General features: G+C 70.3%; 25 protein-coding genes. 11 read left to right on the forward strand and 14 right to left on the reverse strand.

Annotation, left to right across the window (positions count from 1 at the left end; genetic code table 11):
- The first annotated feature begins 84 nt into the window (after positions 1 to 84).
- The 3 genes from ACLF3G_RS15540 to ACLF3G_RS15550 are packed head-to-tail and all read left to right on the forward strand — an operon-like array spanning position 85 to position 4,264.
- A complete protein-coding gene (locus tag ACLF3G_RS15540; protein ID WP_430670298.1) occupies positions 85 to 2,136 on the forward strand; it encodes a hydantoinase/oxoprolinase family protein in 2,052 nt (683 codons plus the stop codon).
- Entirely contained in the window at positions 2,133 to 3,797 is a 1,665-nt protein-coding gene (locus tag ACLF3G_RS15545; protein ID WP_430670299.1) for a hydantoinase B/oxoprolinase family protein, read from the forward strand. Before ACLF3G_RS15540 ends, ACLF3G_RS15545 begins: the two co-directional genes overlap by 4 nt.
- Positions 3,794 to 4,264 carry a MaoC family dehydratase gene (locus ACLF3G_RS15550; RefSeq protein ID WP_430670300.1) on the forward strand — a complete coding sequence of 157 codons (471 nt, stop codon included), beginning with the start codon at positions 3,794 to 3,796 and terminating at the stop codon, positions 4,262 to 4,264. Before ACLF3G_RS15545 ends, ACLF3G_RS15550 begins: the two co-directional genes overlap by 4 nt.
- On the opposite strand, the gene ACLF3G_RS15555 is transcribed toward ACLF3G_RS15550, so the two are convergent.
- Entirely contained in the window at positions 4,261 to 5,049 is a 789-nt protein-coding gene (locus ACLF3G_RS15555; RefSeq protein ID WP_430670301.1) for an SDR family NAD(P)-dependent oxidoreductase, read from the reverse strand. The genes ACLF3G_RS15550 and ACLF3G_RS15555 overlap by 4 nt on opposite strands.
- A gap of 85 nt (positions 5,050 to 5,134) precedes the next feature.
- On the opposite strand from ACLF3G_RS15555, the gene ACLF3G_RS15560 reads away from it, so the two are divergent.
- The 5 genes from ACLF3G_RS15560 (at position 5,135) to ACLF3G_RS15580 (ending at position 8,840) form a co-directional block, all read left to right on the forward strand.
- Positions 5,135 to 5,890, forward strand: coding sequence for an IclR family transcriptional regulator (locus ACLF3G_RS15560; protein ID WP_430670302.1), 756 nt, complete (start codon positions 5,135 to 5,137; stop codon positions 5,888 to 5,890).
- Positions 5,890 to 6,447, forward strand: coding sequence for a carboxymuconolactone decarboxylase family protein (locus ACLF3G_RS15565; protein WP_430670303.1), 558 nt, complete (start codon positions 5,890 to 5,892; stop codon positions 6,445 to 6,447). Before ACLF3G_RS15560 ends, ACLF3G_RS15565 begins: the two co-directional genes overlap by 1 nt.
- The gene (locus ACLF3G_RS15570; protein WP_430670304.1) at positions 6,444 to 7,481 is read left to right on the forward strand and encodes an amidohydrolase family protein; all 1,038 of its coding nucleotides are present in this window, start codon (positions 6,444 to 6,446) and stop codon (positions 7,479 to 7,481) included. The genes ACLF3G_RS15565 and ACLF3G_RS15570 overlap by 4 nt, the downstream gene beginning before the upstream one ends.
- Before the next feature lie 24 nt (positions 7,482 to 7,505).
- Positions 7,506 to 8,474 (forward strand): Bug family tripartite tricarboxylate transporter substrate binding protein, encoded by a 969-nt coding sequence (locus ACLF3G_RS15575; RefSeq protein ID WP_430670305.1) that lies wholly within the window; start codon positions 7,506 to 7,508, stop codon positions 8,472 to 8,474.
- A gap of 114 nt (positions 8,475 to 8,588) precedes the next feature.
- Positions 8,589 to 8,840: a hypothetical protein gene (locus ACLF3G_RS15580; RefSeq protein ID WP_430670306.1), complete on the forward strand. Its 252-nt coding sequence runs from the start codon at positions 8,589 to 8,591 to the stop codon at positions 8,838 to 8,840.
- Between the two features lie 20 nt (positions 8,841 to 8,860).
- On the opposite strand, the gene ACLF3G_RS15585 is transcribed toward ACLF3G_RS15580, so the two are convergent.
- Positions 8,861 to 11,284, reverse strand: a complete 2,424-nt coding sequence (locus ACLF3G_RS15585; RefSeq protein ID WP_430670307.1) for a recombinase — start codon at positions 11,282 to 11,284, stop codon at positions 8,861 to 8,863.
- A gap of 256 nt (positions 11,285 to 11,540) precedes the next feature.
- Between ACLF3G_RS15585 and ACLF3G_RS15590 the strand changes: the two genes are divergently transcribed.
- From ACLF3G_RS15590 to ACLF3G_RS15600, 3 genes are all read left to right on the forward strand, one after another.
- Positions 11,541 to 14,069 (forward strand): sensor histidine kinase, encoded by a 2,529-nt coding sequence (locus ACLF3G_RS15590; protein WP_430670308.1) that lies wholly within the window; start codon positions 11,541 to 11,543, stop codon positions 14,067 to 14,069.
- A gap of 70 nt (positions 14,070 to 14,139) precedes the next feature.
- Positions 14,140 to 15,156 carry a virginiamycin B lyase family protein gene (locus tag ACLF3G_RS15595; RefSeq protein WP_430670309.1) on the forward strand — a complete coding sequence of 339 codons (1,017 nt, stop codon included), beginning with the start codon at positions 14,140 to 14,142 and terminating at the stop codon, positions 15,154 to 15,156.
- A 49-nt stretch (positions 15,157 to 15,205) separates the two neighbouring features.
- On the forward strand, positions 15,206 to 15,577 hold the full coding sequence (locus tag ACLF3G_RS15600; RefSeq protein ID WP_430670310.1) for a c-type cytochrome: 372 nt from the start codon (positions 15,206 to 15,208) through the stop codon (positions 15,575 to 15,577).
- Here the strand turns inward: ACLF3G_RS15600 and ACLF3G_RS15605 are convergent.
- From ACLF3G_RS15605 to ACLF3G_RS15660, 12 genes are all read right to left on the reverse strand, one after another.
- The gene (locus tag ACLF3G_RS15605; RefSeq protein ID WP_430670311.1) at positions 15,562 to 17,043 is read right to left on the reverse strand and encodes a carboxypeptidase M32; all 1,482 of its coding nucleotides are present in this window, start codon (positions 17,041 to 17,043) and stop codon (positions 15,562 to 15,564) included. The two genes, ACLF3G_RS15600 and ACLF3G_RS15605, sit on opposite strands and share 16 nt — an antisense overlap.
- The gene (locus tag ACLF3G_RS15610; protein WP_430670312.1) at positions 17,022 to 17,708 is read right to left on the reverse strand and encodes an SURF1 family protein; all 687 of its coding nucleotides are present in this window, start codon (positions 17,706 to 17,708) and stop codon (positions 17,022 to 17,024) included. The genes ACLF3G_RS15605 and ACLF3G_RS15610 overlap by 22 nt, the downstream gene beginning before the upstream one ends.
- Positions 17,705 to 18,139 carry a DUF983 domain-containing protein gene (locus tag ACLF3G_RS15615; protein ID WP_430670313.1) on the reverse strand — a complete coding sequence of 145 codons (435 nt, stop codon included), beginning with the start codon at positions 18,137 to 18,139 and terminating at the stop codon, positions 17,705 to 17,707. The genes ACLF3G_RS15610 and ACLF3G_RS15615 overlap by 4 nt, the downstream gene beginning before the upstream one ends.
- A complete protein-coding gene (locus tag ACLF3G_RS15620) occupies positions 18,039 to 18,875 on the reverse strand; it encodes a cytochrome c oxidase subunit 3 (protein WP_430670314.1) in 837 nt (278 codons plus the stop codon). The genes ACLF3G_RS15615 and ACLF3G_RS15620 overlap by 101 nt, the downstream gene beginning before the upstream one ends.
- A 93-nt stretch (positions 18,876 to 18,968) precedes the next feature.
- Entirely contained in the window at positions 18,969 to 19,586 is a 618-nt protein-coding gene (locus ACLF3G_RS15625) for a cytochrome c oxidase assembly protein (protein WP_430670315.1), read from the reverse strand.
- A gap of 3 nt (positions 19,587 to 19,589) precedes the next feature.
- Complete coding sequence (locus ACLF3G_RS15630; protein ID WP_430670316.1) at positions 19,590 to 19,718, reverse strand: hypothetical protein; 129 nt, start codon at positions 19,716 to 19,718, stop codon at positions 19,590 to 19,592.
- A complete protein-coding gene (locus tag ACLF3G_RS15635) occupies positions 19,715 to 20,656 on the reverse strand; it encodes a heme o synthase (protein ID WP_430670317.1) in 942 nt (313 codons plus the stop codon). Before ACLF3G_RS15635 ends, ACLF3G_RS15630 begins: the two co-directional genes overlap by 4 nt.
- 18 nt (positions 20,657 to 20,674) lie before the next feature.
- Positions 20,675 to 22,267: a cytochrome c oxidase subunit I gene (gene ctaD, locus ACLF3G_RS15640; protein ID WP_430670318.1), complete on the reverse strand. Its 1,593-nt coding sequence runs from the start codon at positions 22,265 to 22,267 to the stop codon at positions 20,675 to 20,677.
- Positions 22,268 to 22,303: 36 nt separating this feature from the next.
- Positions 22,304 to 23,227: a cytochrome c oxidase subunit II gene (coxB, locus tag ACLF3G_RS15645; protein ID WP_430670319.1), complete on the reverse strand. Its 924-nt coding sequence runs from the start codon at positions 23,225 to 23,227 to the stop codon at positions 22,304 to 22,306.
- A gap of 303 nt (positions 23,228 to 23,530) precedes the next feature.
- Complete coding sequence (locus ACLF3G_RS15650) at positions 23,531 to 24,223, reverse strand: class I SAM-dependent methyltransferase (RefSeq protein WP_430670320.1); 693 nt, start codon at positions 24,221 to 24,223, stop codon at positions 23,531 to 23,533.
- A gap of 147 nt (positions 24,224 to 24,370) precedes the next feature.
- A complete protein-coding gene (locus tag ACLF3G_RS15655) occupies positions 24,371 to 25,243 on the reverse strand; it encodes a DMT family transporter (RefSeq protein ID WP_430670321.1) in 873 nt (290 codons plus the stop codon).
- 92 nt (positions 25,244 to 25,335) lie between these two features.
- Complete coding sequence (locus ACLF3G_RS15660; RefSeq protein ID WP_430670322.1) at positions 25,336 to 25,842, reverse strand: GcrA family cell cycle regulator; 507 nt, start codon at positions 25,840 to 25,842, stop codon at positions 25,336 to 25,338.
- Positions 25,843 to 25,875: the final 33 nt, after the last annotated feature.

Raw genomic sequence — 25,875 nt, forward strand, 5'->3', positions numbered from 1 at the left:
TTGGCCGAAGGCTAACGCGAGAGGCGCGGGCGCACCAGACGGGCCACCCTTCCCGCGCCCCGGCCCGCTGCTATGGTCGCGGCCATGCAGCAAGACCGCCCCGTCCGGATCGCCGTCGATATCGGCGGCACCTTCACCGACCTCCAGATCCTCGATGCACGGCACGGGAAGATTTGGGCCTGGAAGACGCCGACCACGCCGCAGGACCCGTCGGAGGGGCTGCTGCTCGGGGTGCGGGAGGCCGCCGCGCGGTTCGGCTTCGCGCTGGCGGATGTCGGCCTGCTGCTGCACGGCACCACCATCGCCACCAATGCGGTGCTGGAGCGTCGGCTGGCGCGCGGGGTGCTGCTGACCACCGCGGGGTTCGAGGATGTGCTCGAGATCACCCGTCATGTCCGCCGCGACATCTATGGCCTGGCGCCGGATCCCTTCCCCTGCCTGATCCCGCGCGACCGCAGGATGGGCGTGGCGGAGCGGTTGCGCGCCGACGGCAGCGTGGAGACGAAGCTGGCGCTGGGCGACCTGCTGGCACGGCTGGCGGCGCTGCGGCCCGAGGCGGTGGCGGTTTGCCTGCTGCATGCCTACGCCAACCCGGCGCATGAGCGCGCGCTGCGCGATGCGATCCTGGCGGCGCAACCCGGGCTGCCGGTCTCGATCTCCTCCGACATCTCGCCGGAAATCCGCGAGTATGAGCGCAGCAGCACCACGGTGCTGAATGCGCTGCTGGTGCCGGTGGTACGCGACTACCTGCAACGGCTCGCGGCGCGGCTGGGACAGGATGGCTTCGAGCCGCGCATCTTCCTGGTGCAGTCGAATGGCGGCGTGTGCAGCCTGGAGACGGCGGCCGAACAGCCGGCCCGGCTGCTGCTCAGCGGCCCCTCCGGCGGCGCGCTGGCGGCGTCGCGCATCGCGCAGGAACTGGGGCGGCCGAACCTCGTCGCCGTCGACATGGGCGGCACCAGCTACGATGTCTCCGTCGTACAAGAGGGCCGCGTCTCCCTCGTCACGCAGGGCGAGGTCGATGGCCTACCGGTGCGCCTGCCGATGGTGGAGATGCGCACCATTGGCGCCGGCGGCGGGTCGATCGCCATGGTGGAGGCCGGCGGCCGCCTTACCGTCGGGCCGCGCAGCGCCGGGGCGCGGCCGGGTCCGGTGGCCTATGGCCGCGGCGGCACGGAGCCCACGGTGACGGATGCGAACTTGGCGCTCGGCCGGCTGGATGCGGATTTCTTCCTCGGCGGCACGATGACGCTGGACATGCCGGCCACCCATCGGGCGCTGGCGCGGCTCGGCGCCGCGCTCGGCCTCGGAGAGGAAGCGACGGCGGAGGGGATCATGGCGCTGACCAACGCCTCGCTCGCTGCGGCGGTGCGGCTTTCGCTGTTCGAGAAGGGCCTGCACCCGCGCGACTTCGCGCTGCTCAGCTTCGGCGGCGCCGGTGGGCTGCACGCGACGGAGGTGGCAGAGGAAATGGGCATGACGGAGGTGATCTTCCCGCGCGATCCCGGCACGCTGTCCGCCTACGGCATCCTGTTCTCAGACCTGGTGCAGGATCTCGCCCGGTCCCGCCTGTTCACGCTGGGCGCGGATGCGTTGCCTGGGCTTGGCGCCCTGATCGAGGAATTGCGGGCGGAGGCCGATGCGCGGCTGGCGCGGGATGGGGTGGCAGAGGCCGATCGCGCGCTGCATGTCGCGGCCGACATGCGCTACCACGGCCAGGCCTTCGAATTGGTGGTGCCGTGGGGCGACGTCACGCAACCCGACGCCGAGAGCCTGGCCGGGCTGGCGGAGCGTTTTCATGCGACGCATCGCCAGCGCTTCTCCTATGCCTCGGAGGCTGAGCCAGTCGAGATCGTCACGCTGCGCGTCACCGCCACCGGCCGCCTTCCGCGCCCAGCGCCAGCGGTGCCGCAGCCGGTGGATCGTCCTTCGGTGAAGGGCACGCGACGCATCTTCGCGCATGGCGCCTGGCACCAGGCGGTGGTGTGGGACCGGGAAGCGTTGCGGCCGGACGACATCCTCGAAGGCCCAGCGATCATCGAGGAAGCCTTCGCCACGCATTATCTCGCGCGCGGCTGGACCGCGCGGCCCGGCGCGGCGGGCGCCATCATCGCGACGAAGGATGCGGCGGGATGACCCTGCTCAACGGGACCGGGCTCAACCCGATCGACATCGAGGTCATCCGCAACGCGCTGACAGCCGCAGCGGCGGAGATGGATGTGACGGTCTGGCGAACCAGCCGCAGCACCATCGTGCGGGAGCTGCTGGACTACTCCACCGCCGTGTTCGACTCGGAAGGCTGGAACCTGGCGCAATCCGCCCGCATCCCGAGTCATCTGAACAGCATGAGCGCGGCGCTGCGCACCCTGCTCAGCGACTTCGTGCGGGCGGAGGACTGGGGGCCGGACGACGTCGTCATCACCAACGACCCGTATTGCGGCGGCCAGCACCTGCCGGACATCATCGCCTTCCGCCCGGTGTTCCACGAGGGCACGCGCATCGCCTATGTCGGCACGCTGTGCCACCACATCGATGTCGGCGGGCTGGTCGCCGGCAGCTATCCGTCCAAGGCCACCGAGATCTTCCAGGAAGGCCTGCGCATCCCGCCCGTCAAGCTGATCGACAAGGGCGTGCGCAACGAGGCGGTGTGGGCGATCATCCGGCAGAACATCCGCAAGCCGGACCTGCTGCTGGGCGACCTGCAAAGCCAGGTTGCGTCCCTGGAAGTCGGCCGCCTGGCGCTGGCCCGGCTGGCGGCGCGCTTCGGCGCGGCGGCGATGCTGGAGGCCGGGCGCCGCATCCTCGACATGAGCGAGGCGGCGATGCGCGCGGCGCTGCGCGACATGCCGGACGGCGTCTATGAGTTCACCGATCAGCTCGACGATGACGGCATCGAGATCGGCACGCCGATCCTGCTGCATGTGAAGCTGGAGATCGCCCGGGACCAAGCCATCGTGGACCTGTCCGGCTGTTCCCCGCAGGTGCAGGGGCCGACCAATGCGACGTTGGCCAGCAGCAATTCCGCCGTGATGTTCGCGCTGATGAGCGCGGCACTTGGTGGCCAGCGCGGCGGCAATTTCGCGATGAATGCCGGCTGCTACCGCCCGATCACGGTGATCGCGCCGGAGGGGCTGGTGGTGAATGCGCGGGCGCCCGCGCCGGTCGCGCACCGCATTGCGGTGACGCACCGCCTGCTGAACGCGATGTTCGGCGCGCTGCACCAGGCGGTACCGGACCGCATTCCCGCCGCCTATTACGGCTGTTCCTACGTCACCACCTTCCAGACCATCGGCGCCGATGCCAAGCGCGACGTACTCGTGGAGATCGAGATCGGCGGGTCCGGCGCGACGCCGGGCAAGGATGGCGTCAACGCCTATTCCAGTGGCATGCACAACAACAGCAACATCCCCGTCGAGATGATCGAGGCGCAGATGCCGCTGACCATCCTGCGCTATGCGCTGCTGCCGGGCACCGGAGGCGACGGGATGCACCGCGGCGGGCTTGGCCTGGTGCGGGAATGGCGGATCGATTCCGAACGCTGCTTCTTCACCGCCAACATGGACCGCTTCTTCAGCCAGCCCTACGGCCTGGCCGGCGGCGCGCCGGCCAGCGTCGGCCGGTTGGAGTTTTGCCGGGGTGGCGCCACCACCGCCATTCCGCCGAAATCGGACAACGTGCCGCTGATGGCCGGCGATATCGTGCGGCTCGAAACTTCGGGCGGCGGCGGCTTCGGCCCGGCGACGCAGCGGCCACAGGCGAAGCGGGACGACGACCGCCGACTGGGCTACGCGCCGTGAGCTTCGACCCGCGCGCGCACCGCCTGACACCACAACGCTGGTTCGAGGACTTTGCCCTCGGCGAGGTCTTCAACCTGCCAAGCCGGACCATGACGGAGGCGATCTTCCTCGCCTTCCAGGCCGCATCCGGCGACAACCACCCGATCCACTACGACGTGGAATTCTGCCGCGCCCGCGGCATGCCGCAGATGCTGGCGCACGGATTCCAGGTGGCCATCCAGACCGCGGCCGGCGCCGGGCTGTTTCCCTTCATGGTGGAGGACAGCCTGAAGGCGTTCCTCGACCAGTCCAGTCGCTTCCTGGCGCCGGTCTTCGTCGGCGACACGCTGTACGCATCGCTGCGCGTCGCCACGCTGGAGCCGCAGCGCAGCACCGGTGTCCTCGGCATGGAATCCACGGTCCACAACCAGGACGGCGTCCTGGTGATGGACGGCACGCAGCGCTACCTGCTGCGCAAGCGAGGCTAGCCGCAGCGAACGGACATGCCGCCATCCACCACCAGCTCCGTGCCGGTGATGAAGCGCGCTTCCTCGGAGGCCAGGAACAGCACGGCATTGGCAGTGTCGCGCCCATCGCCCGCGAAGCCCAGCGGGATGCGTGACAGGCGCTGGCGCAGCAGCGCGTCCACGTCGCCGCCGGCACGCTGGCCGGCGAGGCGCACCTCCACCATCGGCGTGTGCATCTGCCCCGGCACCACGGTGTTCACCCGGATGCCCTTCGGTGCGTATTGCACGGCGACGACGCGGGAGAACTGGATGACGCCCGCCTTCGACGCCGCATAGGCGACCTGCGCCGCGCCGGTCCATCGGATGCCGCTGGTTGAGGCCAGGTTGACGATCGCGCCGCCACCCGCGGCTTCCATGACCGGAATCACATGCTTGCAGGTCAGGAACACGCTCTTCAGGTTGCGGTCGATCTGCGCGTCCCAGACCTCCTCCGCCATCTCCACCGGCCCGCCGGCGGCGGAGCCGCCGACATTGTTCACCAGCACGTCGATGCGGCCGATGCGCGCCACCATCGCCGCGATGGCGGCGCCATCGGTGACGTCGCATTGCACCGCTTCGAAGCTGCCGCCGAATTCCGCGATACGCTCCGCCGTTTCCGCCATCGCCGCCATGTCGCGGTCGGCGCCGACCACCCGCGCGCCGTCCCGCGCGAAGCCGACCGCGATGGCGCGGCCATTGCCCCAGCCGGGGCCGACCGACCCGGCGCCGGTGACGAGGACGCTTTTGTCGGCGAAGCGCGTGGACATGGGGCTGGCTCCTGGATGACGTCGCACCGCTACCACAGGATGAACGCCTCTTCCATCCTGTGGAAACCTCGTCTAGCGTCGCGCCGTGAGGAACCCCAAGGCCAGAACGGCGCCGGCAGCCCTGCCCGATGCGCCCGCCAGCGAGCCTGGCCTGGACGGCAACGTCCGCGCCGTGGACCGCGCGCTGGCGCTGCTCGGCGTGTTCGGGGAGGAGGACGGGCCGCTGGCGCTCGCCGATCTCGCGCGCCGCAGCGGGCTGCACCTGACGACGGCATTGCGCCTGCTCGGCACGCTGGAAAGTCACGGCTTCGTCAAGCGCCTGCCCGGCGGCGGCTACGTGCTCGGCGCCACGCTGCTGCTGCTGGGCGAGCGCTTCCGGCGTACGCTGCGCCTCGATGACCATGTGCGGCCGGCGCTGGAACGGCTTCGGCTGGAAAGCCGGGAGAGTGCCACCTTCTTCGTGCGGGAGGCCGATCGCCGCCGCTGCCTCTTCCGCCTCGACAGCCCGCATCCGGTGCGCCACCACGCGCGGGTGGGCGAAGTGCAGCCGCTCGGCATCGGCGCGCATGGCCGCGCGCTGCTGGCACTGGACCCGGTGCCGGAACTGCGCCCGCGCCTGCCCATCATCAGTCGCGGCGAACGCCTGGCCGATGTCGCCGCCATCGCCGCGCCCGTGCTGGGCGCCGGTGGTGTGCTGGCGGGGTCCATCGGCACCACCATGCCGCTGTACCGCTTCGACGCCGCCGCGGAACGCCTCTGCGCCACGCTGGTGATGCGGGAGGCGGTGGCGGTTACCACCGCCCTCGGCGGCGACCCCACGCCCTTGAACGGAGAGTCCTGATGGCCCGCCTGGAACTGCCACCCGAAGCCGAGCGAACGCCGGAACAGCAGGCGGCGATCGCGGAGGTGACCGCCGGCATCCGCGGCCGCGTGCCCGCGCCGATGATCGCCTGGCTGCGCAACCCGGAACTCGCCAGCCGCGCCCAGAAGCTGGGCGAGCTGCTGCGCTACCAGACCAGCCTGGAGCCTCGGCTGTCAGAACTCGCCATCCTGGTCACTGCGCGGCACTGGACCTCGCATTACGAATGGACGGTCCACAAGCGGGAGGGCCTGAAGGCCGGCATGGACCCGGAGGTAGTGGCCGCCATCGCGGCGCGCGCCGAGCCCACGCTGCGCGATGCGCGCGAGCAGGCGGTGTACGACGTCGCCCGCACCCTGGTCGGCACCGCGCGCCTGCCGGAGGCGCTGCATGCCAGCGGAACCGCGGCGCTCGGTGAGCAGGGCATGGTCGAGCTGGTGGCGCTGGTCGGCTACTACAGCATGGTCGCCCTCACCTTGAACGCCTTCGAGATCGGGCTGCCCGCCGCTCGCGCACCCGAACTGGGAGACGATGCATGAGCGGCACCATCCAGCACTACCTGCCGGTTCGCGAAGCTTGGCTGGCGGCAAGGCAGGAGGAGATTCTCGACCCCGACCAGCTCATCGTCGACCCGCACCACCATCTGTGGGACCGTCCCAACTGGCGCTACCTGCTGGACGAGATGCTGGCGGATATCCGCGCCGGCCACGACGTGCGCGCCACGGTCTTCGTGCAGGCCCGCGCCATGCACCGCGCGTCGGGGCCGGAGGCGATGAAGCCGGTCGGCGAGACCGAATTCGCCAACGGCGTCGCCGCCATCTGCGCCAGCGGCATCCATGGCGATGTGCGTGTCTGCGCCGGCATCGTCGGCATGGCCGACCTGACGCTGGGCGCGGCCGTGCGACCGGTGCTGGAGGCGCATATCCGCGCCGGCGGCGACCGCTTCCGCGGCATCCGTCACAGCGCCACCTGGGACCCCGATCCGGCGATGCTGAACCCGGCCTACAACCCGGCCGAGGACATGCTGGACAGCCCCGGGTTCCGCGAGGGCTTCGCGCAGCTCGCGCCGCTCGGCCTCAGCTTCGACGCCTGGCTGTATTTTCATCAACTCCCGCGCCTGATCCGCCTCGCCCGCGCCTTCCCCGAGACGAAGATCGTGCTGGACCATTGCGGCGGCATCCTGGGAATTGGCCGCTATGCCGGAAAGCGCGACGAAGTCTTCGCGGCATGGTCCGCATCCATGCGCGAATTGGCCACCTGCCCGAACGTGATGGTGAAGGTCGGCGGGCTCGGCATGCGGCTTCCCGGCTTTGGCCTGGACGAGGCGGACATCGCGCCATCCTCGGAGATGCTCGTGGAGGCGTGGCGCCCGTGGATGGAGCCCTGCCTCGAGATGTTCGGCACGGACCGCTGCATGTTCGAGAGCAACTTTCCGGTCGACAAGGGCGGCTACGGCTACGCCGCCGGCTGGAACGCCTTCAAGCGCCTGGCGCAAGCGGCCTCGGCCGAGGAGAAGGCGGATCTGTTCTGGCGCAGCGCGACCCGCTTCTACCGCCTGCCGGATATCGGCTGAACAGACCTCAAGGGAGGAAACAACATGATCCGCAGGACAACGCTCGGCGCGCTGCTCGCCGCACTCACCGTGCTGCCCGCATTGGCGCAGGACAACTGGCCGAACCGGCCGATCCGCTTCGTCGTACCCTTCGCGGCTGGCGGGCCGAGCGACATCGTCGCCCGCATCATCGCGCCGAAGATGTCGGCCACCCTCGGCCAGCCGATCGTGGTGGACAACCGCGCCGGTGCCGGTGGCGTCACCGGAGTCGATGTCGTGGCGAAGGCGGCGCCGGATGGCTACACCTTTGGCATCGGCAGTGCCGGGGCGCTGGCGATCTCACCGAACCTGGACCGCGGCACGCCCTACAACCCGCTGCGCGACCTGGCGCCGATCACCCTCGGCGTGCTGGTGGCGGAACCGCTGGTGGTGCCGGCCGCGACCGGCTTCCAGACCATGCAGGATTTGCTGGCGGCAGCGCGCGCGCGGCCCGGCAGCCTGAACTTCGGCTCCACCGGGTCCGGCAGCATGCCGCATCTGGCGGCGGAGCAGCTTCGCGCGGCGTCGGGCATCGACATCGTCCACATCTCCTACCGCAGCGGCGGCGCGCTCGCGACGGCGATCCTGACGAACGAGGTGCAGCTGGGCTTTGCCGACCTGCCGGTGCTGCTCTCCCACATCCGCGCCGGATCGATGCGCGCACTCGCGGTCGGCACGCGCGAACGCCTGTCCTGGATTCCGGATGTGCCGACCATGACGGAAGTCGGCATGCCGAGCGTCGATGCCAGCAACTGGCACGGGCTGATCGCCGCGGCGCAACTGCCGGAGCCGATCCTGGTGCGGCTGCACGCGGCCGCCGCCGGCGCCTTCCAGGATGCCGAGGTGCGGCGCCTGCTGGACGCGCAGGGCGCCATCCCCGGTGGCAACAGCCGCGCGGAATTCGGCGCCTTCCTGCGGCGGGAGAATGAGAAGTGGGCGGAGGTGATTCGCGCCAACAACATCCGCGCGGATTGAGCATCGCCTGCGCGGGCAACCTATCGGCGCGGCCTGTCAGGCCGATTGGCTGCATCGCATGGACGGGTCCGGTGCAACGCCGGCATGATGACGGCGTCAGGGAAGGAACCCGCCATGCAAGCTTCGCCCGTCGCGATTTTCCTCGCCGGCTTCATCGCCGGGGGCATCGTGCTCGGCGGCGTCGCGCAGGCCCGCATCGTCATGCTGAATTCCGCCATAGCCGGGGTCTTGCCGAACTCGGAAGGCAGCCTGTTCTGCGTCACCGCGGGCAACGTCCTGCGGCCGATCAGTGGGGTCCAGCGCGGGACCAGCGTCAACGCCCCCGGCGGCGTTTCCTACGGGGTCACGATGCGATGCCCGGCCTGACGGCCGGGCACTGAGGGCCGTTAGATCGGGCACGCGCCCGATGCGCATTGCAGGTGGGCGTAGTCCACCGCCTCGTGCAGCGCCGGGTCACTGATCCCGGCAACCAGTTCCAGGAAGCGGTCGGAGGAGACCTCCTCCTCCGGCAGATACTCATAGCCAAGCTCGTGGTCCGGCCGGCTCGGCAGGATGGCGCAGCAGCGGATGCGCGGCTGGTGTTCCAGCACCATCTCGCGGAACGCCGCCAGGTCGTGGCGGTCGGTCATGATCTTCAGCGTGTAGGACACCTGGTTGCCGCGCTCGGCGCCGATCCAGTGGCGTTCAAGCAGCGACAGCCAGCGATACTGCGATTCCGGCGCGGCCTGCGAGGCCGTCACCAGCCGATCGCCCAGGCCGAGCCGCTGGATCAGCGACAGGGTCGGGAAGCCGACGATGGCCATGCCGGGAAAGGACTGCAATTCGCGCACGGGGTAGCCGCGCGCCTCGTAGTCGGTCAGCAGCCGGTCGCTGTCCGCGCTCCAGCCGCCATCCTCGCTGCGGTGGCCCTTGAACTGCACCCAGCGCAGGTATTGCCGCCGTGCCGGCAGATGCGCGCCCTCCGTCAGGCCGAACAGCTTGCTGGTGGTGCCGGCGGGCTTCACCGTGGTGACGGTGACCGGCACCGCGACGCCAAGCTCCGTCGCGTAATCCGCCGCCTCATCCTTCGCAGCGGCGGACAGCCGCGAAAGCAGCGCCCAGAATTCCGCCGAATGGCGTTCCTCAAGCAGGTCATCGAAGCCGAGGCCGAAGCGCATCCAGGCCCATTCATGCAGCCCAGTGGGGCCGATGCCGATGCGGTTGGTGCGCCGCACCTCCTCGCCGTACAGCGCGTCCATCAGATTGGCGCGCATCAGGAAGCGCACGCCCAGCCGCACGCTGTCCTCCACCCGCGCATCCCATTCCCGCGCGAGGTCGTCGGGCAGGTCGCCCGGCGTCAGCGTGGTGCGGTCCACCGGGCAGGCCAGCAGCGGCGCGAAATCGGCGATGACGCAGTAGCCGCCGGTGACGTGCAGCGTGATCTCGCCACAGGGGTTGGTGGTGACGGGGAAGCTGCTGGCGTTGGCGCGGCGCGAGATCTCGGCCAGCAGCGACACCGCATGGTTCGCCTGGTAGCGGGCGGAGCGCACGTCGCGGCCGTCCTCATGCACCGGCTTGCTCCAGGCGCTGCCGGTGCGATGGTCCTCCAGCTTGTCGCCGTTGATGAAGCCGGGCTCGCCGTTGATGTAGCCACAGCGCGTGGCCTCGTCGAACACCGTCAGCGCATGGCGGTGCAGCGGCGCTTCGCTGCCGGCCTGCGCCGCGCGCACGCCGTCCCAGAAGCCGGCATCGGCCATGACAGAGTTGTTCGCCGTCCACAGCCCGCCTTCGGACTTGGCGCGGATGAAGCGCAGGATGCCCGGGTCGCGCCAGGATTTTGTCGCCATGCGCGCCGCGCGGCGGGCGCCGCCTACCTGGACCTCGACGGACAGGTGATGATCCACGAGCAGCGCCTGCTCCCAGGGCTGCAACGCCTCCCCGTCCGGGTCGCGCAGGCGGGACGGCTCGATCACCTCGCGACGCAGGTTCACGAAGCCGCGCATCAGCGACAGCGGGCCGGAGGCCGGGCGGCCCTGCATGCCGCCAATCGGGGCGCCGCAGGGGCGGATGGCGGAGAAGTCCAGCAGCAGGGTGCGGTCGGCGGCGCCTTCGAAGGCCAGGCTCTCCAGAAGCTCCACCGCCTTGGCCCAGCCCTCCCGGCTGTCCTCGACGGCGTGACGGATTGCTCCCGCCGGCACCTGCGCCGCATCGGACAGCACCTCCCGCGCCAGCCAGTCGCGCAACTCCGCCTCCTGCGCCGCGGAAAAGGCTTCGAGCGTCGTGCCCCAGGGCAACAGCGAAAAATCGAGGCCGAACCGGTGCAGGGCCGCACGGTCGGCGGGGAAATCCGGATGCGCGGGGTCGATATGCAGCAGCAGCCGCGGCGCCTGACCCCAATCCACCGCCATCAACTCGTCGTCATAGGCGCGGCCGACGCCGCTGCCGTTCAACAGCAGGTAGAACAGCGTAAAGGAGGCGGCGGCGGTGGCGCAGTTGGTGAACACCTCCATGTTCCGCCGGGACTGCGCCGCATCGCCGTGCTGCAGGTGCCGGCCGGAGGTGATCAGCGCGCCGCTGGCGATGGCATTGCGCAGCCGCGCCTGCTCGGTGCCGTCGGCCTGCGCGCCCAGCAGGCCCATGTTGCCGGCCGCCACGCGGTCGGCCACGCGGCCGAAATCCTCGGTGTCTTCCGGCCGGAACACTGTGCGGCGCGCGACCGCGAGGCCCATTCCCGCATCCAGCACCCGTGCCGCCGCCGGCGCGGTGCCGAAGCTGGCACCTGCCGCGCCACGGGGATGCAGGATGCGGTCGCGGGGCCATGAACCGTCCATATGTGAAGCTTCCTCGCCGCGGGTGATGCAGGGTGCCACACAAGATGTGGTGGCGTTCTGGGGTTACGCATACCACTGCTCGGAGTTTCCTGCCAGCCTCCTGTGATCGCGCCGCGACGCTTGCCGGAAAAGTAACTTGCTTTAGCTTTGGATACGGCCGAGTCGAACAAGGTCGTTCCGCAAGGGGCCGGAGGCAAACGGCGTGGGGGCTGGGGGAAGCAAAGGGCGGCCCGGGATCGGGTCTCGCCGCTTCGGCGTGCATCTGCTGCGCATGGTCCTGGCCGTCACCCTGCCCCTCGTCGTGCTCGGCGCCGGGCTGGTGGTCTGGGCGGCCGAGGGGCGGCGTGACGCCGCGCTCGCTGCCATCGGCGCCACCGCACATGCGTTGCAGACCGCTGTGGACCGCGAGCTGGACCTGACCGTTGCGGCGCTCGAGGCGCTGTCCACCTCGCCCTCCCTCGACCAGGCACTGGCCTCCGGGCCGGGCAGCCCTGATGCGGTGGCGTTCCGCGATCAGGCGCTGTCCCTGGTGGCGCGTCGCGCCGCGTCCCTGTCGATGATCTGGCTGATCCCTGCCCCGGCCGGCGATGGGGTGCGGGAGACGCTGGTGCCGGTGCCGGTGGTCAACACGCAGGTTCCGGCCGGGCAGGCGCCGCCCGCGCTGGGCCAGGTCCGCTACCCACCGCGCCCGATCGGCGATGCGCCCACACCAGGCACCGCCGTCCGCACCGCCATCCAGACGGGCCGGGTGCATGTCGGCGATCTGGTGCAGGGTTCCGTCGCCGGCTGGACCATCGTGGTGACGCTGCCGGTCTGGCGCGGCGACCGCGTCGTCGGCGTGCTCGGCGCCGGCATCCGGCCCTCGCATCTGGGCGGGGTGATGCGGGCGGAGCTGGCGGCGGGCGCCGGCGTGGCGGCGCTGGTGGACCGTGGTGGCGTCATCATCGCCCGCACCGTGCCGGAGCACGCGGATACCGGCCGCCCCGCCGCCGCCGGCGCCATCGCCTTCCAGCGCAACCCATCCGTTCGTGAGGCGCGCGAAGCGGTGTCCCTGCTGGAGGGAACGCCGGTCCATGCTTATTTCCGCAGGCTCGACCTGGCACCCTTCGCCCTGGCCTATGGCGCGCCACGGGCGCTGGTGGACGGGCCGCTGCGCAGCGCGTTGCTGGCGGCGATCGGGGGCGGGCTGGCGGCGCTCGCCCTCGCCGCCGCCGCCGCCCTGTGGTTCGGCCGGCGACTGGGGGCGGAGGTCGCGGCGCTCGGCGCCGATGCGCTGCGCCTGGCCAAGGGCCGCCCCCTGCCCGACCGTCCGGCCTCCCAGGTGCGGGAGGTAGAGGCGGCGCGCGGGGCGCTGCTGGGCTCGACCGCGGCGCTCGCCGCCAGCGAGGCCCGGTTCAACCGCGCCGTCGCGGCCGCCCGCATGGGCACCTGGGAATGGGATGCCATCGCCAATCGCCTGACCGGGTCGCCCGGCCGGGAAGCCCTTTACGGTCGCGCGCCCGGGTCGCTGCCGACGCGGGAGGCGCTGCTGGAGGCGGTGCATCCCGAGGACCGGGGGGCCGTCGCCGCCGCCGGCCGCAAGGCGACCGATCCGGCCGGCGACGGTGACTACGTCGCCGAGTTCCGCACCGTCTGGCCGGACGGCACCATTCGCTGGCTGCGCAGCAAGGGCCGCGCCGAGTTCGCGCCCGACGGCAAGCCGGTGCGGATGAGCGGTGCCGTGGTGGACGTGACCGAGCGCCGGCTGGCAGAGGCGGCGCTTCGCGACAGCGAACGCCGGCTGCGCCTGGCACAGGAAGCGGCCGGGATCGGCGTGTGGGAGCGCGACCTGGTGACCGGCGAGGCCACCTGGTCGGTGCAGGAATACCGGCTGCATGGCATGGACCCGGGCCAGCCGCCGCCCAGCCTGGCGGAGCTGCGCGCCATGATCCTGGCGCCCGACCAGCCCCTGGGCCTGCTTTCGGACCGGCTGCGGGAGGCGGCGGCGGACAGCACGCCCGACACGGAGGCGGCGGCGCAGGCCAGCGAGTACCGCATCCGCCGGCCCGATACCGACGCCATCCGCTGGTTGCAGGTGTTCGGCCGCGTGCTGCCCGGCCCGGACGGCCGCCCGGCCCGCGTCATCGGCGTCAGCCTGGACGTCACCGAGCGGCGCGAGGCGGAGGAGCGCCAGTCCCTGCTGGCGCGCGAGGTCGACCACCGCGCCAAGAACGCCCTGGCGGTCGCGCTCTCCGTCGTGCAGCTGGCACCGCGCGATGCGCCACCCGGGCAATTCGCCACCGCAGTGACGGACCGTATCGCCGCCATGGCACGGGCGCATTCGCTGCTGGCCGACTCCGGCTGGTCCGGCGCCGATTTCGGTACGCTGGCGGAAGGCGAACTGGCGACCCATGCCGGGCATGTGACGCTGGCCGGACCGCCGGTGCGGCTGGCGGCGGCGGCGGCGCAACCGGTGGCGATGGTGCTGCACGAACTCGCCGCCAATGCCGCGCGGCACGGCGCGCTGTCGCAGCCCGGCGGGTCCGTGGCGCTGTCCTGGGAGGTGACGGGCTGCGACGCCCTGCGCCTGGTCTGGCGCGAGTCCGGCGGACCGGAGGTTGCCGGGCCGCCGACGCGCAGCGGCTTCGGCAGCCGGCTCATCGCGTCCCTGACCAAGCGCCAGCTTGGTGGCGCAGCCAGCTTCGACTGGTCCGATCCGGCCGGGCTGGTGGCGACGGTGAAGGTGCCGGCGGCGCAACTGGTGGGCGCGCGGCCGGCTGGTGGCCAGGAAAGCTTGTGTGCCTGACCCGCAGCCCCGGACTTGCGATGCGCCCCCCATACCCCAAGATTTCGTCGCGTTCATGAGGGAGGATGCGATGCGCCGCCGCGATCTGCTGACCCTGGCCGGAGCCACCCTGGCCGCCCCCGCCCTGCTGAAATCCGCCCCGGCCGCCGCCGCGCCGGCTGTGCCGCCCGGCTACCGGATGACCTGGTTCGATGCCAAGGCCCCGGGCGTGACCGGCCGCATCGGCTCGCGCGACATCACCGCGTCCGGTGACGGCACCTTCTGGTTCTGCGGCCAGCGCAACGGCACGCTGAACCGGCTGGACCCGCGGACGGGCGCCATCCACGACGTGAAGCTCGGCGAGGGCTCCGCCCCGCATGGCGTCATCATGGGCCCGGATGGCGGCGCCTGGGTGACGGATGGCGGGCAGAACGCCATCGTGCGCGTCGACCCGCGCGACCACCGCGTGCAGGTCTGGAAGCTGCCGGAGCGGTTTCCCAACGGCAACCTGAACACCGGCGTGTTCGACCAGCAGGGCACCTACTGGTTCACCGGGCAGAACGGGTTGTATGGCCGCTTCAAGCCGGCCTCCGAACGGCTGGATGTATGGGAGGCGCCGCGCGGCCGTGGCCCCTACGGCATCACCCGCACCCCACAGGGCGGCATCTGGTATGTCTCGCTCGCCGGCAACCACCTGGCACAGATCGAGGACCTGGACACCGCCCGGGTCCGCATCGTCGAGCCGCCGACGCCGAACCAGGGTGCCCGCCGGGTCTGGACCGATAGCCTGGGGCGGCTGTGGATCAGCGAGTGGAACAGCGGCAACGTCTCCGTGCATGACCCGCGCGACGGGTCCTGGAAGGCCTGGCGCCTACCGGGGGAACGGCCGCGGGCCTATTCGGTCTGGGTCGATCCCGCGGACAAGGTGTGGCTGACGGACTTCCCGGCGAACGCCATCGTCCGCTTTGACCCGGCGGATGAGAGCTTCCTGGCGTTCCCCTCCGACCGCCCCGGCGCCAATGTCCGCCAGATGGACGGCATCGCGGGCGAAGCCTGGGGCGGCGAGAGCGGCACCGACCGCATCGTGCGGATCGAATACGGCCTTTGACCGTGACGCCGAAAATCCCTCTCCCCCTGCCCCAGGGGGAGAGGGTTGGGTGAGGGGGTCAGGCGCCGCCCTTGCCATCGCCCTGCTGACCTTGGCCTCCTCCGCCCAGGCCCAGAATGGTCGCGCCATTTTCGAGAACCACTGCGCCAGTTGTCACGCCGTGGAACGCGACGCGCCCGAACAGGCCGGCCCTAATCTGCACGGCGTGATGGGCCGCAGAGTCGGCGGCGCCGCGGCCTTCGGCTATTCGCCCGTGCTCGAAGCCGCCCGGGACGCCGGCGAAACCTGGGACCGCGACCGCATGGTCCGCTTCCTGGCTGACCCGGAAGAGATGTATCCGGGCCTCTGGATGGGCGCCAACGGGCTGCGCCAGGCGGCCGAACGCGAGGCAGTGGCGGACTACCTTCAATCCGTCAGGTAGCGCGCCGTCAGGTGCGCGGTGAAATCCGCCGGGTCCAGCCGCTTGCCCGTCGCCGACTGCAACAGGTCCTGGAACCCCAGCCGCGCGCCCTGGCCATGCACCGCGCCGCGCAGCCAGGCCATCATCGGCGCCATGTCGCCACGCGCCAGTTGGGCATCGAGGTCCGGTTCCGCCCGCCGCAGCGCCGCCATCAACTGCGCCGCGGCCATGGCGCCCAGGGTGTAGCTGGGAAAGTAGCCGAAGGCGCCGTCATGCCAGTGGATGTCCTGCAGGCAGCCCAGCGCGTCGTTAGGCGGGGTGATGCCGAGCGCCTTGGACAGGCCGGAATTCCACGCCTCCGGCAGGTCGGCGACCTCGAGCCCGCCCTCGATCATCGCGCGCTCCAGCCTGAAGCGCAGGATGACATGGGCCGGATAGGTCATCTCATCCGCATCGACGCGGATGAAGCCGCGTTCCACGCGGCGCCAATGCCGAGCCAGGTTGGCCGCGGTGTAGGCCGCCGCATCGCCGCCGAAGGCCGCGTGCAGCTTGGTGCCAAGAAAGGCGAGGAAGGCGTCGGACCGGCAGGCCTGCATCTCCACGATCAGCGACTGCGATTCATGCGCCGCCATCCCAGCCGCCTCGCCCACCGGCTGGCGGGCGAAGGCTTCAGGCAGGCCGCGTTCGTACATCGCGTGGCCGGTCTCGTGCAGCACGCCGAGCAGCGCCTTGGCGACGTTGGACTCGTCGTAGAAGGTCGTGATGCGGACATCGGTGGGCGTGCCGCCGCAGAACGGGTGCAGGCTTTCGTCCAGCCGGGCGTGGTCGAAATCCAGCCCGACCGCCTGCGCCATCGCCTTGCACAGGTCGCGCTGCGCCGGCACCGGGAACGGCCCGGGCAGCGGCAGCGCGGCGCCACGGCGGGACTGGATCGCCTCCGCCCGCGGCAGGGCCTCCGCCAGCCAGGATTCGTAGGCTGAGAAGACCGGGTCTACGTCCTCGGCGGTGACGCCGCGCTGGTAGCCATCCATCAGGGCATCATAAGGCGCCATGGCCAACGCATCGCCAAGGCCCTGCGCCACCTCCCGCTGCAACCGCACCACTTCTTCAAGGTACGGGCGCACCAGGGCGAAGTCGGCCGAAGCCTTGGCCTGGCGCCAGATCTTCTCGCAGGCGGAATTGGCACGCTCCACCGCCTCGACCAGCGCGGTCGGCAAAGCGGTGGCGCGCAGGTGGGCGTGGCGCATCAGGTCGAGGTTGGCCTGGTCCCATTGCCCCTCGGCGGAGGCCTCCGCCAGGTCCAGCGTCACCTCGGGCGAGACCAGCAATTCGTGCCGCAGCCCGGCCAGCGCCGCGAGTTGTTCGCCCCGCGCCGCGCCACCACCCGGCGGCATCATGGCGCTGGCATCCCAATGCAGCATCCCGGCGGCCTCGCCGAGGGCACACAGGCGGGCGAAGCGGGCGGTCAGTCTTGCATAGGCGGGCATGCGGGCTCCCTCAGGCGGCGGCGGGCCCAGACGGCGAAGACGCCGAGCAGGGACAGCGCCAGCCCGTACCAGGTGATGGCGTAGCCGAGATGACTGTTGGTGGGTCGCGGCAGCGTCCGTGCCGGATCGGGCAGGCCGTTGGCCGGACCCAGCACGACGAGTCCGAAGGGCGCGATTTGCGGCAGGCCGAGCGCCTCGGCGATCTCCGCCGGCACGAAGCTGTAGAATTTGCGGCCCGCGGCGTCGTTGGTGGCGGCGAAGAAGCCCGGCGATTCGGCGGGGCGGATGTAGCCCTCCACCGTCACCGCGCCTTCCGGCCGGGCGATCGGCACGCGGCTTTCGAGCGGCACCCAGCCGCGATCGACCAGCAGCGACGGCGCATCATCCCGCAGCAGCGGCACCAGCAGGTGGCTGCCGAGGATCGCGCCACGCACCTCGAGGCCCAGCAGGGCCTCCCGCGCATGGTCGAAGCGGCCGGTGGCGGCGACCTTGGTCCAGGGGCGCGGATCAAGGGTGATGGGGACGGCGGGGGCGGCCTCGGCGGCGGCGATCTCGGCCAGCAGGTCGTTCTTCCAGTGCATCCGCTGCAGCTGCCAGGTGCCGAGGAACAGCAGCACGCCCAGCACCGGCAGCGCCACCAGCGCCGGCAGCAGCAGGCGCCTCATGGGTGTCGCTGGCGCCAGGTCAGCGCGATCAGCGCCGCCTTGGCGAAGCGCATGGTGAGGATAGCGGCCGGGATCAGCAGCGCGGGCCAGAGCAGCGCGTGGACCCAGAGCGGCGGCTCCAGCCGGAATTCCACCAGGAAGGCGCCGATCATGGTCAGGGCGCCGAGCACGAAGATGCCGAGCACCGCCGGCCCGTCGCCCGAATCCTGCGCCGAAAGATCCAGGCCACATTCGGCGCAGGCGGGCACGACGGCCAGCGGCCCGGTGAACAGGGCACCCTGGCCGCAGCGCGGGCAGCGGCCGAGGCCGGCCGCCCGCCAGAAGCCAGGACTAGTGATGCGCGATCTCGCCGGCGCCCCACCAGTAGATCGAGACGAACAGGAACAGCCAGACCACGTCGACGAAGTGCCAGTACCAGGCCGCCGCCTCAAAGCCGAAATGCTTCTCCGGCGTGAACTGCCCGCGGATCGCGCGGATCAGGCAGACGGCCAGGAAGATGGTGCCGACGATCACGTGGAAGCCGTGGAAGCCGGTGGCGAGGAAGAAGACGGAGGGATAGACGCCGCCGGTGAACTGGAACGGCGCCTCCATGTACTCCACCACCTGGAAGAAGGTGAAGAACAGGCCGAGGAACACGGTCAGCGCCAAGCCGAGGATCAGGCTGCGGCGATCGTTTTCCAGCAGCGCGTGGTGCGCCCAGGTGACGGTGCAGCCAGACAGCAGCAGGATCAGGGTGTTGAGCAGCGGCAGGCCGAGCGGGTCGAAGGTCAGCGTGCCGGCCGGCGGCCAGACCGCAGTGGCGGCGGCGGTGCCGGAGACATGGTCCGGGTACAGCGCGAAGTGGAAATAGGCCCAGAAGAACGCGACGAAGAACATGACCTCCGACGCGATGAACAGGATCATCCCGTACCGCAGGCCGAGGCGCACGACCGGCGAATGAAGGCCCTTGGCCGCGCTTTCCTTCAGGATGTCGCGCCACCAGAAGAACATCGTGGCCAGCACGCCGGCCACGCCGACGCCGAGCATCCACCAGCTGTTGTAGTGCGCGATCATGATGATGCCGAGCACCAGAGCGCCACCCGCGAAGGCGCCCAGTAGCGGCCACGGCGAAGGGTCCACCAGGTGGTAGGGATGCTTGTAGGTGGGGTGGCCGGTTTCGCTTGCCATGGGTCGTCCTGGTCTCACTGGTCTCGATCGGGGGCCGTCCGGCCGGCGGGCATCAATCCTGAAAACCGTCCGGCCTTCAAGTAACCCGGGTGGTCATTGCGTCTGGCTGGGCGGACGGCCGACATGCGGGCCGGCCGAGGCCAGGGCGCCGGCGCGCTCAGCATCCTTCAGGCTGCGGAAGAAGGTGTAGCTGACGGTGATGGTCCGGATGTCGCGCGTATTGGGGTCCTGCGCGATGGCCGGGTCGATCCAGAAGGCCAGCGGCATGTCCACATGCTGGCCCGGCGTCAGGGTCTGCTCCTCGAAGCAGAAGCAGGCTGTCTTGTGGAAGTACTTGCCGACGACTTCTGGGGTGACGTTGTAGGTAGATATGCCGGTGGAGGGGCGTTCGCCGGTGCTGGTCGCGTTGTAGAAGGCGACACCCTCCTCCCCCACCCGCAGCCGAAGGCTTGGCGCGGCCGGCGTGAAACGCCAGGGCAGGTCGGGCTGGGTGTTGGCGTTGAAGCGTATGGTCATCACCTGCTCGCCGGCGCCAGGCGCCGCGGCGCTGCCGATCATCGGCGTGCCGTTGAAGCCGGTGACGCGGCAGAACAGGTCGTACAGCGGCACCGCGGCGAAGCTGACGCCGACCATGCCGGCGACACCGGTGAACGCCGCCAGCACGGTGCGGCGGTTGCGGCGTTCCATCTGCTGCTTGCGGGCGGCGTCCACCGGTCAGGCTCCCAACAGCTTCGCGGTTGCGATGAAGTAGAACAGCACGACGAGGGCCAGCAGCGCGGCCAGCATGGCCCAGTTGCGGCCGCGGCGGCGCTTCTCGAAAGCGGTGCGTTCCTCGGGCGTCATCGGAAGGCGATGACGTCGACGGCAAGCGCGCCGAACAGCACGAAAAGGTACATCAGCGAGAAGGCGAAGGTGCGCCGCGCTGCGGCATCCTGCACCAGGCTTCGCCCCGTTTCGTCCTGCGCTTCCCGCAGCGTACGGACCGCATGGTACAGGAACATGCCGCCGAGAACCGTCGCCACCGCCGCATAGAGCGGCCCTGCGAAGCCCACGGCCCAAGGCGAAAGCCCGGCCAGCGCCAGCACCACGGTATAGATGAAGATCTGCCGCCGGGTCTCGCGCGCGCCAGCCACCACCGGCAGCATCGGCACGCCGGCGCGGGCATAGTCGCCGTGCGCCCAGAGCGCCAGCGCCCAGAAATGCGGCGGGGTCCAGGCGAAGACGATGGTGAACAGCAGCCACGGCACCAGCGTCACGTCACCCGTCACGGCGGCCCATCCGATGATCGGTGGGAAGGCGCCGGCGGCGCCGCCGATGACGATGTTCTGGCTGGTCCGGCGCTTCAGCCAAACCGTGTAGACCACGACGTAGAACAGGATGGAGAAGGCGAGCCAGGCGGCCGCCACCCAGTTCGTCGCCAGCCCCATGATGGCGACGCTGGCCACGGCGAGCACGATGCCGAAGCCCAGGGCTGCGTTGGGCGCGATGCGTCCGGCCGGAATCGGGCGCCGCGCCGTGCGGCGCATCAGGGCGTCGATATCCCGGTCGTACCACATGTTCAGCGCGCCGGCGGCCCCGGCGCCGAGGGTGATGCACAGCACCGCCGTCAGCCCCAGCACCGGGTGGATGGACCCCGGCGCCACCAGCAGCCCGACCAGGCCGGTGAAGACCACCAGCGTCAGCACGCGCGGCTTGAGCAGCGCGACCCAGTCACGAACCTCGGAAAGGTCGCTGCTGGTCTCCGTCCCGGTGGTCTCGGCCGAAATGGTCGTGCTGCTCATCAGGCTTACTTGATCCGGTTACTTGATGCGGGGCAGTTCATCGAAGGAGTGGAAGGGCGGCGGGCTGCTGACCTGCCACTCCAGCGTCGTCGCACCCTCGCCCCACGGGTTCGCCGCCACCTTCGCACCGCGCGTGAAGGTCACGTACAGCACGTAGAAGAACATCAGGAAGGCGGCGACCGAGATGTAGGACCCGATGGAAACCACCAGGTTCCAGCCCGCAAAAGCGTCAGGGTAGTCCGGGTAGCGGCGCGGCATGCCCTGGTTGCCCAGGAAGTGCATCGGGAAGAAGGTCAGGTTCACGCCGATGAAGGTGAGCCAGAAATGGATCTTGCCGAGGCGTTCCGGATACTGCCGGCCCGACATCTTGCCGAGCCAGTAGTAGATTCCGCAGTAGATGCCATACACCGCGCCGAGCGACAGCACGTAGTGGAAGTGCGCCACGACATAGTAGGTGTTGTGCAGGATCTGGGTGATGCCGGCATTGGCCAGCACCACGCCGGTGACGCCGCCGACGGTGAACAGGAAGATGAAGCCGATGGCGAACAGCATCGGCGTATCGAGCTTCAGCGAGCCGCCCCACATGGTGGCGATCCAGGAGAAGATCTTGATGCCCGTCGGCACCGCGATGACCATCGTGGCCGCCATGAAGTAGGCCCGCGTGTCCACATCGATGCCCGAGGTGAACATGTGGTGCGCCCACACGATGAAGCCGACGACGCCGATCGCCACCATCGCATAGGCCATGCCGAGGTAGCCGAAGATCGGCTTCTTCGAGAAGGTGCTGATGACGTGCGACACGATGCCGAAGGCCGGCAGGATCATGATGTAGACTTCGGGGTGGCCGAAGAACCAGAACAGGTGCTGGAACAGCACCGGGTCGCCACCGCCGGCCGGGTCGAAGAACGCCGTACCGAAGTTGCGGTCCGTGATCAGCATGGTGATCGCGCCCGCCAGCACCGGCACCGCCAGCAGCAGCAGGAAGGCGGTGACCAGCATGGACCACACGAACAGCGGCATCTTGTGCAGCGTCATGCCCGGGGCGCGCATGTTGAAGATGGTGGTGATGAAGTTCGCCGCGCCGAGGATCGAGGACGCACCGGCCAGGTGCAGGCCGAACAGCGCCAGGTCCATCGCCGGGCCGGTCTGGTAGGTGTCATCCGACAGCGGCGGATAGATCGTCCACCCGGCACCGGCGCCGCCGCCCACGAACAGCGAGGCGCCGAGCAGCAGGAAGGCCGGCACCAGCAGCCAGAAGCTGATGTTGTTCATGCGCGGGAAGGCCATGTCCGGCGCGCCGATCATCAGCGGCACGAACCAGTTCCCGAAGCCACCGATCAGCGCCGGCATGATGACGAAGAACACCATGATCAGCCCGTGGGCCGAGACATAGGCATTCCACATCTGGCCATCGGCGAAGATCTGCATGCCCGGCTGCTGCAGCTCGATCCGCATCAGCAGCGACAGGCCGATGCCGACGATCGCGGCGATCAGCGAGAAGCCGATATAGAGGGTGCCGATATCCTTGTGGTTGGTGGAGAACAGCCACCGGTTCACAAAGCTCGGCTTGTGGTCGTGGTGGTCGTCATGTGCGTGTGCCGCGGTCGCCATCGGATTATCCGCTTCTGATGTTGGCTTCGGGGCCGCCTAGCGGCGGACCTCGGCGACGTTGATCTGGGTCGGCTCGGCGGGGCTGCCAGTGGCCGGGGTGCCAGGGGAAGCCGCGATCGCGCGCGGCGCGCCCGGCGGCAGCCCCTGGGCGAAACGCGTCTGCGCCTCCGCCGCCCAGGCTTCGAACTCCGCCTGCGGCACGGCGCGCACCACGATCGGCATGAACCAGTGGTTCACACCGCAGATCTGGTTGCACTGGCCGTAGAAGGTGCCGGGGCGGTCGGCGCGCATCCAGGTCTCCAGCGTCCGGCCCGGGATGGAATAGCGCTGCACGCCGAGCGAGGGGACGAAGAAGGAATGGATCACGTCCTGGCCGGTGCTCAGGATGCGGACATTGGCGCCGACCGGAATCACCAGCGGGTTGTCCACTTCCAGGTTCCGCATCTGGCCGGCCTGGAGGTCCTCGTTCTGGACCGGGTAGCTGTCGAAGGTGAAGTTGCCGTTGTCGGGGTAGCCATAGTGCCAGTACCACTGCCGGCCCTGGACGTTGACGGTGATGTCCGCGTCCACCGTCCGGTCCTGGTAGTAGATTAGGCGGAAGGACGGGATGGCGATGATCACCAGGATCAGCACCGGCACCACCGTCCAGGCGATTTCCAGGGTGGTGTTGTGGCTGGTGCGGGACGGATTCGGGTTCACCTCCGCCCGGAACTTCCAGACCACATAGACCAGCAGCAGGAACACGAAGATCGTGATCGCCACGATGATCCAGAACACCAGGCTGTTGAAGGACGAGATCGCGTCCTTGATCGGCCCGCCGGACGGCTGCAGCCCGATGCCCCAGGGGACCGGCGCACCCACCATGGCGTCCTGCGCCAGGGCCACGCCCATCGGCCCGAGGGCCGCAAGCCCGCCCGCCAGAAGCGCCAGCCCCAGCAGGCCGGCGAAGCGGCCTGTCATTCCCCGTATCGCACCGATCACGTGCTGCATCCTGTCATCCCGCCAGCGCGTCGCGTCGCACGCTGAAACTGCTGTCGGACCATCCGGTGGTCACCCGCCGGAGGCCATCTGCGCGCCCGTTGCACCGCCGCCGCGGCAGGTCGCACTGCGAGCGGACCATAGTGGCGCGTCCCGCACCGCACAAGTGACGTGACACTTCCATTCCGCAAGTCAGAGACGCGTGCACCATTGGGAAGGTTAAGGATTTTCCCGAATGACGCCCCCGATGACACCCATGTCAGCCGCGCGGGACAAACCCCGCGCTCAGGCAGCCGCCGCCAGAGCCGGCGCCGGCTGGTTCCGCACCCGCACCAGGGTGAACAGCCCGCCCGGCTTGCAGGGCTCCATCGCCTCCACCTGCACGCGCTCCGGGTCCAGCAGGTCGCGCAAGGCGAAATCCGGATGCCAGCCGAGCAGGCGGGACAGCGGCGCCATGGCGCGCTCCACCCACCAGCGCGGGCCATCCTCGGCGGCGAAGTGGTTCACAAACAGCAGGTGCCCGCCAGGGCGCACCACGCGCGACATCTCGCCGTACAACCGCTTGGCGTCGGGCACCACGCTGGCGGTGAACATGGCGACGGCGATGTCGAAGGCGCCATCGGCGAAGGCCATCTTCTCGGCGTCCATCTCGGCCAGGCCGACGACCTGGCCCAGCCGTTCCTCGCGCACCCGCTCCGCCGCCTTCTCCAGCATCTCCCGCGACAGGTCGATGCCGACCACGCGCTTGTCGCCGCGGTAGCGCGGCAAGGCGAGGCCGGTGCCGACGCCGACTTCCAGCACGCGGGTGCCGGGCAGCCGGTTGACTTCCTCCACCGCACGACGCCGGCCGAAGGCCGAGACGCCGCCGAACACGGCGTCATACACGCCGGCCCAGCGCCGATAGGCGTCCCGGACGCCGGCGGCATCGAGCGCCGCGCGCGGGTGGTCACGGTCGGGAGCGTCGGTTCTGATGGTCATGCCGGGCCAATTGCAGAGGTGCGGATGGGGCTAGTCCCTATCGGGCGGTTTAGGCAAGCGTCTTGATGCGGTTGAACGTCACGCGGTCGCCGCCGTATGGCCTTGCCGGCATCACGAGACCGCAATCCCACTGTCATGCCAACGAGTTCAGCCCGCCCGGTCCCTCCGGCGCTCCGGGATTGCCACCAGGACGCCGCCCGCCGCGATGATGCCGGCGCCGAGCAGGGTCCAGCCGTCCGGCCAGTCGCCGAACACCAGCACGCCCGCCAGCCCGGCCCACAGCAGTTGCGTATAGGACATCGGTGCGAGCACCGAAGCCGGCGCGCGGGCGAAGGCCAGCACCAGCAGGCAGTGCCCCGCGCCGCCGAGCAGGCCGAGGGCAGCGAACAGCGGCCAGTCCCAGGCGCCCGGCGTCACCCAGACGAAGGGCTGCACCAGGCCGGTCACCACCGCCGCGGCGATGGAGGTATGGACGAAGGTGGTGTGCGGGTCGTCCACCGCGGCCAGCTTGCGGGTCAGCAGCTGGTAGACGGTGTTGGCCGCGGCGGTGACCAGCGGCAGCAGCATGGCCCAGTGTAGCGCCTCCCCGGTCAGGAAGGGCGGGCGCAGCGCCACCAGCACGCCGACGAAGCCGATGCCGACGCCGACCCAGCGGCGCGGCGAGACCTTCTCCCCCAGCCACAGCGCCGCCAGCGCCACGGTCAGTACCGGCGCCGCGAAGGCCACGGCGGTGGCGTCGGCCAGTGGAATGTGGATCAGCGCGACCGAAAGTGCCGCATTGGCGGTGGCGAGCGACAGGCTGCGCAGGGTCTGCAGCCAGGGCGCCCGGCTGCGGAACGGCACCTTGCCGGTGATCAGCCGCAGCGCGCCCATCACCAGGATGGTGTGGAACACGAAGCGCACGAACATCAGCTGCGGCACTGCGTGGCTGGCCACCAGCACCTTCAGCAGCGCGTCCATCGCGACGAACAGCGCCAGGGCGACGAGCTGGATCAGCACACCCTGGAGCGATCGCGACATGACCGTTCCTATGCCAGCACGGCCCGCCCGCTCCAACCACCAACGGCGCACCCCCGCCCCGCTTTGCGGGCGGGGCCGCGCTCAGCGCGGGATCAGGCCGCGTCCTCGCGGCGGTCGCGGGCCTTCACATAGGCGACCGCGGCGTGCTGCGTGCAGTAGGGCTTGCCGGTCGTAGCCTCGGCCGAGCAGAAGCGGAAATCGGGGGTGCCCGGCTCGCCGATTGGCCAGCAGCAGCTGCGCGCGGCGCCGAAGCGCGGAAATGCGCGCACCACGGAAGGCTGGGGCGACGCCGCGGCCGCCGGCCGCTGCGCCACGCTCGCCGCCCGCGTCGCCGGCGCGACCGAGGGTGCCGGCACGGCGTTGACCGTCGGCGCCTGCGGGGCGGCGGTGTTGCTGCGGACAGTCGCACGCACCGGTTGTACCGCGCCCCCCAAGGCCTCGCGGCGGATCGGGCTGGGGCGGGCCGGCAGGGTCAGGCGGTGGGCCTTGCCGACCACGGCATTCTTCGAGATGCCCATCCGACGACCGATCTCGGCTGTCGAGTGACCCTCCGCCCAGAGCGCCCGAAGCCGCTCGATGGCCTCCGCCGTCCAATCCATGCGCTCTCTCCAAACCCGCGGCTGACACCACAT

The organism is Falsiroseomonas sp. HC035 (assembly GCF_050563525.1).
GTDB lineage: Bacteria > Pseudomonadota > Alphaproteobacteria > Acetobacterales > Acetobacteraceae > Falsiroseomonas.

Bases quoted from the DNA above. Each gene is read 5' to 3' on its own strand.
- ACLF3G_RS15620 (WP_430670314.1), bottom strand. From the start codon at position 18,875: ATGGCAAGCGAAACCGGCCACCCCACCTACAAGCATCCCTACCACCTG.
- ACLF3G_RS15610 (WP_430670312.1), bottom strand. From the start codon at position 17,708: ATGAGGCGCCTGCTGCTGCCGGCGCTGGTGGCGCTGCCGGTGCTGGGC.
- ACLF3G_RS15585 (WP_430670307.1), bottom strand. From the start codon at position 11,284: ATGGACGGTTCATGGCCCCGCGACCGCATCCTGCATCCCCGTGGCGCG.
- ACLF3G_RS15575 (WP_430670305.1), top strand. From the start codon at position 7,506: ATGATCCGCAGGACAACGCTCGGCGCGCTGCTCGCCGCACTCACCGTG.
- ACLF3G_RS15540 (WP_430670298.1), top strand. From the start codon at position 85: ATGCAGCAAGACCGCCCCGTCCGGATCGCCGTCGATATCGGCGGCACC.
- ACLF3G_RS15630 (WP_430670316.1), bottom strand. From the start codon at position 19,718: ATGACGCCCGAGGAACGCACCGCTTTCGAGAAGCGCCGCCGCGGCCGC.
- ACLF3G_RS15565 (WP_430670303.1), top strand. From the start codon at position 5,890: ATGGCCCGCCTGGAACTGCCACCCGAAGCCGAGCGAACGCCGGAACAG.
- ACLF3G_RS15580 (WP_430670306.1), top strand. From the start codon at position 8,589: ATGCAAGCTTCGCCCGTCGCGATTTTCCTCGCCGGCTTCATCGCCGGG.
- ACLF3G_RS15605 (WP_430670311.1), bottom strand. From the start codon at position 17,043: ATGCCCGCCTATGCAAGACTGACCGCCCGCTTCGCCCGCCTGTGTGCC.
- ACLF3G_RS15635 (WP_430670317.1), bottom strand. From the start codon at position 20,656: ATGAGCAGCACGACCATTTCGGCCGAGACCACCGGGACGGAGACCAGC.
- ctaD (WP_430670318.1), bottom strand. From the start codon at position 22,267: ATGGCGACCGCGGCACACGCACATGACGACCACCACGACCACAAGCCG.
- ACLF3G_RS15660 (WP_430670322.1), bottom strand. From the start codon at position 25,842: ATGGATTGGACGGCGGAGGCCATCGAGCGGCTTCGGGCGCTCTGGGCG.
- ACLF3G_RS15595 (WP_430670309.1), top strand. From the start codon at position 14,140: ATGCGCCGCCGCGATCTGCTGACCCTGGCCGGAGCCACCCTGGCCGCC.
- ACLF3G_RS15655 (WP_430670321.1), bottom strand. From the start codon at position 25,243: ATGTCGCGATCGCTCCAGGGTGTGCTGATCCAGCTCGTCGCCCTGGCG.
- ACLF3G_RS15650 (WP_430670320.1), bottom strand. From the start codon at position 24,223: ATGACCATCAGAACCGACGCTCCCGACCGTGACCACCCGCGCGCGGCG.
- ACLF3G_RS15555 (WP_430670301.1), bottom strand. From the start codon at position 5,049: ATGTCCACGCGCTTCGCCGACAAAAGCGTCCTCGTCACCGGCGCCGGG.
- ACLF3G_RS15570 (WP_430670304.1), top strand. From the start codon at position 6,444: ATGAGCGGCACCATCCAGCACTACCTGCCGGTTCGCGAAGCTTGGCTG.
- ACLF3G_RS15545 (WP_430670299.1), top strand. From the start codon at position 2,133: ATGACCCTGCTCAACGGGACCGGGCTCAACCCGATCGACATCGAGGTC.
- coxB (WP_430670319.1), bottom strand. From the start codon at position 23,227: ATGACAGGCCGCTTCGCCGGCCTGCTGGGGCTGGCGCTTCTGGCGGGC.